Annotated in this window: 9 tRNA genes and 3 rRNA genes; all 12 read right to left on the reverse strand. The window is 51.9% G+C overall.

Annotated elements, in window-relative coordinates:
- Positions 1–76: transfer RNA gene (locus RGF10_RS23615), tRNA-Ala, on the reverse strand.
- Positions 77–95: 19 nt separating this feature from the next.
- Positions 96–172 (reverse strand) — tRNA-Pro (locus RGF10_RS23620).
- Between the two features lie 9 nt (positions 173–181).
- A tRNA-Arg gene (locus RGF10_RS23625) sits at positions 182–255 on the reverse strand.
- Positions 256–290: 35 nt separating this feature from the next.
- A tRNA-Leu gene (locus tag RGF10_RS23630) sits at positions 291–379 on the reverse strand.
- 8 nt (positions 380–387) lie between these two features.
- Positions 388–462: transfer RNA gene (locus tag RGF10_RS23635), tRNA-Gly, on the reverse strand.
- Positions 463–469: 7 nt separating this feature from the next.
- Positions 470–554, reverse strand: a tRNA-Leu gene (locus RGF10_RS23640).
- Between the two features lie 15 nt (positions 555–569).
- Positions 570–645: transfer RNA gene (locus RGF10_RS23645), tRNA-Lys, on the reverse strand.
- A 6-nt stretch (positions 646–651) separates the two neighbouring features.
- A tRNA-Thr gene (locus RGF10_RS23650) sits at positions 652–727 on the reverse strand.
- Positions 728–730: 3 nt separating this feature from the next.
- A tRNA-Val gene (locus RGF10_RS23655) sits at positions 731–806 on the reverse strand.
- A 13-nt stretch (positions 807–819) separates the two neighbouring features.
- Positions 820–936 (reverse strand): 5S ribosomal RNA (gene rrf / locus RGF10_RS23660).
- A gap of 63 nt (positions 937–999) precedes the next feature.
- Positions 1000–3937, reverse strand: a 23S ribosomal RNA gene (locus RGF10_RS23665).
- A gap of 196 nt (positions 3938–4133) precedes the next feature.
- A 16S ribosomal RNA gene (locus tag RGF10_RS23670) occupies positions 4134–5684 on the reverse strand.
- The 16S, 23S and 5S rRNA genes sit together here with 9 tRNA genes alongside, the layout of an rRNA operon.
- Between the last annotated feature and the right edge of the window lie 112 nt (positions 5685–5796).

Consider the following 5796-nt stretch of genomic DNA (forward strand, 5'->3'; position numbering starts at 1 on the left):
TGGTGGAGTCTAGGGGGATCGAACCCCTGACCTCCTGCGTGCAAGGCAGGCGCTCTCCCAGCTGAGCTAAGACCCCAATATTATTAGAAGTTTAATGGTCGGGAAGACAGGATTCGAACCTGCGACCCCTTGGTCCCAAACCAAGTGCTCTACCAAGCTGAGCTACTTCCCGAATAATAAGCGCGCCCGAAAGGAGTCGAACCCATAACCTTCTGATCCGTAGTCAGACGCTCTATCCAATTGAGCTACGGGCGCATATTAATGTTTATTATTTTTCTATCATGAAAAAATGGTGCCGAGGACCGGAATCGAACCGGTACGGTAGTCACCTACCGCAGGATTTTAAGTCCTGTGCGTCTGCCAGTTCCGCCACCCCGGCAATATCATTGGAGCGGAAGACGGGATTCGAACCCGCGACCCCCACCTTGGCAAGGTGGTGTTCTACCACTGAACTACTTCCGCGAATATATGGTGCGGGTGAAGGGAGTCGAACCCCCACGCCTTGCGGCGCTAGATCCTAAGTCTAGTGCGTCTGCCAATTCCGCCACACCCGCATATATTCATATAAATGGTGAGCCATGAAGGACTCGAACCTTCGACCCTCTGATTAAAAGTCAGATGCTCTACCAACTGAGCTAATGGCTCGAAAAATGGTGCCGGCTAGAGGACTTGAACCCCCAACCTACTGATTACAAGTCAGTTGCTCTACCAATTGAGCTAAACCGGCATATGGTGGAGGATGACGGGCTCGAACCGCCGACCCTCTGCTTGTAAGGCAGATGCTCTCCCAGCTGAGCTAATCCTCCATTTTTAAAACAGCCCAGGCAGCGTCCTACTCTCACAGGGGGAGAGCCCCCAACTACCATCGGCGCTGAGAAGCTTAACTTCCGTGTTCGGTATGGGAACGGGTGTGACCTTCTCGCTATCGCCACCAGACAATTGAACTTGAGGAATTTCATTCCCTCAAAACTAGATAATGCAGAAGAAGAAAAACGTTTTTTGGTTAAGTCCTCGATCGATTAGTATCAGTCAGCTCCACATGTCGCCACGCTTCCACCTCTGACCTATCAACCTGATCATCTTTCAGGGATCTTACTAGCTTGCGCTATGGGAAATCTCATCTTGAGGGGGGCTTCATGCTTAGATGCTTTCAGCACTTATCCCGTCCGCACATAGCTACCCAGCTATGCCTTTGGCAAGACAACTGGTACACCAGCGGTGCGTCCATCCCGGTCCTCTCGTACTAAGGACAGCTCCTCTCAAATTTCCTGCGCCCACGACGGATAGGGACCGAACTGTCTCACGACGTTCTGAACCCAGCTCGCGTACCGCTTTAATGGGCGAACAGCCCAACCCTTGGGACCGACTACAGCCCCAGGATGCGATGAGCCGACATCGAGGTGCCAAACCTCCCCGTCGATGTGGACTCTTGGGGGAGATAAGCCTGTTATCCCAGGGGTAGCTTTTATCCGTTGAGCGATGGCCCTTCCATGCGGAACCACCGGATCACTAAGCCCGACTTTCGTCCCTGCTCGACTTGTAGGTCTCGCAGTCAAGCTCCCTTGTGCCTTTACACTCTACGAATGATTTCCAACCATTCTGAGGGAACCTTTGGGCGCCTCCGTTACTTTTTAGGAGGCGACCGCCCCAGTCAAACTGCCCACCTGACACTGTCTCCTACCCCGATCAGGGGTATGGGTTAGAATTTCAATACAGCCAGGGTAGTATCCCACCGATGCCTCCACCGAAGCTGGCGCTCCGGTTTCTACGGCTCCTACCTATCCTGTACAAGCTGTACCAAAATTCAATATCAGGCTACAGTAAAGCTCCACGGGGTCTTTCCGTCCTGTCGCGGGTAACCTGCATCTTCACAGGTACTATAATTTCACCGAGTCTCTCGTTGAGACAGTGCCCAGATCGTTACGCCTTTCGTGCGGGTCGGAACTTACCCGACAAGGAATTTCGCTACCTTAGGACCGTTATAGTTACGGCCGCCGTTTACTGGGGCTTCGGTTCAAAGCTTCGCTTGCGCTAACCTCTCCCCTTAACCTTCCAGCACCGGGCAGGCGTCAGCCCCTATACTTCGCCTTGCGGCTTTGCAGAGACCTGTGTTTTTGCTAAACAGTCGCCTGGGCCTATTCACTGCGGCTCTTCTAGGCTTTAACACCCAAAAGAGCACCCCTTCTCCCGAAGTTACGGGGTCATTTTGCCGAGTTCCTTAACGAGAGTTCTCTCGCTCACCTTAGGATTCTCTCCTCGACTACCTGTGTCGGTTTGCGGTACGGGCACCTTTTATCTCGCTAGAGGCTTTTCTTGGCAGTGTGGAATCAGGAACTTCGGTACTATATTTCCCTCGGCATCACAGCTCAGCCTTCACGGAAATGGGATTTGCCTCATTTCCAGCCTAACTGCTTACACGCACATATCCAGCAGTGCGCTTACCCTATCCTCCTGCGTCCCCCCGTTGCTCAAACGATAATGAGGTGGTACAGGAATATCAACCTGTTATCCATCGCCTACGCCTTTCGGCCTCGGCTTAGGTCCCGACTAACCCTGAGCGGACGAGCCTTCCTCAGGAAACCTTAGTCATTCGGTGGATGGGATTCTCACCCATCTTTCGCTACTCATACCGGCATTCTCACTTCTAAGCGCTCCACCAGTCCTTACGGTCTAGCTTCAACGCCCTTAGAACGCTCTCCTACCACTGACATCGTAGATGTCAATCCACAGCTTCGGTGATACGTTTAGCCCAGGTACATTTTCGGCGCAGAGTCACTCGACCAGTGAGCTATTACGCACTCTTTAAATGGTGGCTGCTTCTAAGCCAACATCCTGGTTGTCTAAGCAACTCCACATCCTTTTCCACTTAACGTATACTTTGGGACCTTAGCTGGTGGTCTGGGCTGTTTCCCTTTTGACTACGGATCTTATCACTCGCAGTCTGACTCCCACGGATAAGTCTTTGGCATTCGGAGTTTGTCTGAATTCGGTAACCCGATGAGGGCCCCTAGTCCAAACAGTGCTCTACCTCCAAGACTCTTACTACGTGAGGCTAGCCCTAAAGCTATTTCGGAGAGAACCAGCTATCTCCAAGTTCGATTGGAATTTCTCCGCTACCCACACCTCATCCCCGCACTTTTCAACGTGCGTGGGTTCGGGCCTCCAGTTGGTGTTACCCAACCTTCACCCTGGACATGGGTAGATCACCTGGTTTCGGGTCTACGACCACATACTAATACGCCCTATTCAGACTCGCTTTCGCTGCGGCTCCGTCTTCTCAACTTAACCTTGCATGTAATCGTAACTCGCCGGTTCATTCTACAAAAGGCACGCCATCACCCATTAACGGGCTCTGACTACTTGTAGGCACACGGTTTCAGGATCTCTTTCACTCCCCTTCCAGGGTGCTTTTCACCTTTCCCTCACGGTACTGGTTCACTATCGGTCACTAGGGAGTATTTAGCCTTGGGAGATGGTCCTCCCTGCTTCCGACCGGATTTCACGTGTCCAGGCCGTACTCAGGATCCACTCAGGAGGGAACGAAGTTTCAACTACAGGGTTTTTACCTTCTTTGACGGACCTTTCCAGATCTCTTCATTTACCCCGTTCCTTTGTAACTCCATGTTGAGTGTCCTACAACCCCAAGAGGCAAGCCTCTTGGTTTGGGCTATGTCCCGTTTCGCTCGCCGCTACTCAGGGAATCGCGTTTGCTTTCTCTTCCTCCGGGTACTTAGATGTTTCAGTTCCCAGGGTGTGCCTTCAATACCCTATGTATTCAGGTAAAGATACTACTCCATTACGAGTAGTGGGTTCCCCCATTCGGAAATCTCCAGGATCAAAGCTTACTTACAGCTCCCCGAAGCATATCGGTGTTAGTACCGTCCTTCATCGGCTCCTAGTGCCAAGGCATCCACCGTGCGCCCTTTCTAACTTAACCTAAAGGTTAATTCTCTTATTATTAAGAGAGAAAAAACTAATGTGGTGTTTCTTGTTTTCTTCTTCTTACGATTATCTAGTTTTCAAAGAACGAAATGATACAGAGGAATTGCTCCCTCAAAACTAAACAAACAAAGCGGTCAACAGTACAGACCAGAAGGTCTGCATTCCGATTGTCTTTACGACAATATCCTTAGAAAGGAGGTGATCCAGCCGCACCTTCCGATACGGCTACCTTGTTACGACTTCACCCCAATCATCTGTCCCACCTTAGGCGGCTGGCTCCTTACGGTTACCCCACCGACTTCGGGTGTTACAAACTCTCGTGGTGTGACGGGCGGTGTGTACAAGGCCCGGGAACGTATTCACCGCGGCATGCTGATCCGCGATTACTAGCGATTCCAGCTTCATGTAGGCGAGTTGCAGCCTACAATCCGAACTGAGAATGGTTTTATGGGATTGGCTCGACCTCGCGGTTTCGCGACCCTTTGTACCATCCATTGTAGCACGTGTGTAGCCCAGGTCATAAGGGGCATGATGATTTGACGTCATCCCCACCTTCCTCCGGTTTGTCACCGGCAGTCACCTTAGAGTGCCCAACTAAATGCTGGCAACTAAGATCAAGGGTTGCGCTCGTTGCGGGACTTAACCCAACATCTCACGACACGAGCTGACGACAACCATGCACCACCTGTCACTCTGTCCCCCGAAGGGGAACGTCCTATCTCTAGGAGTGTCAGAGGATGTCAAGACCTGGTAAGGTTCTTCGCGTTGCTTCGAATTAAACCACATGCTCCACCGCTTGTGCGGGCCCCCGTCAATTCCTTTGAGTTTCAGCCTTGCGGCCGTACTCCCCAGGCGGAGTGCTTAATGCGTTTGCTGCAGCACTAAAGGGCGGAAACCCTCTAACACTTAGCACTCATCGTTTACGGCGTGGACTACCAGGGTATCTAATCCTGTTCGCTCCCCACGCTTTCGCGCCTCAGCGTCAGTTACAGACCAAAGAGCCGCCTTCGCCACTGGTGTTCCTCCACATCTCTACGCATTTCACCGCTACACGTGGAATTCCGCTCTTCTCTTCTGCACTCAAGTTCCCCAGTTTCCAATGACCCTCCCAGGTCGAGCCTGGGGCTTTCACATCAGACTTAAGGAACCGCCTGCGCGCGCTTTACGCCCAATAATTCCGGACAACGCTTGCCACCTACGTATTACCGCGGCTGCTGGCACGTAGTTAGCCGTGGCTTTCTGGTTAGGTACCGTCAAGGTACCGGCAGTTACTCCGATACTTGTTCTTCCCTAACAACAGAGCTTTACGACCCGAAGGCCTTCTTCGCTCACGCGGCGTTGCTCCGTCAGACTTTCGTCCATTGCGGAAGATTCCCTACTGCTGCCTCCCGTAGGAGTCTGGGCCGTGTCTCAGTCCCAGTGTGGCCGATCACCCTCTCAGGTCGGCTACGCATCGTCGCCTTGGTGAGCCGTTACCTCACCAACTAGCTAATGCGCCGCGGGCCCATCTGTAAGTGACAGCCGAAACCGTCTTTCAGCTTTCCCTCATGAGAGGGAAAGGATTATCCGGTATTAGCTCCAGGTTTCCCGAAGTTATCCCAGTCTTACAGGCAGGTTGCCCACGTGTTACTCACCCGTCCGCCGCTGATATCAGGGAGCAAGCTCCCATCAATCCGCTCGACTTGCATGTATTAGGCACGCCGCCAGCGTTCGTCCTGAGCCAGGATCAAACTCTCCAAGAAAGTTGATTTAGCTCAGAAATGTTAAAACGTTGGCTCATGTGTTCTATTATAACCGAAGTTATAACACTGAATTATTATTGTTTGTTGACGTTTGTTTGTTTAGTTTTCAAAG

The organism is Bacillus sp. T3 (assembly GCF_033449965.1).
GTDB lineage: Bacteria > Bacillota > Bacilli > Bacillales > Cytobacillaceae > Bacillus_BU.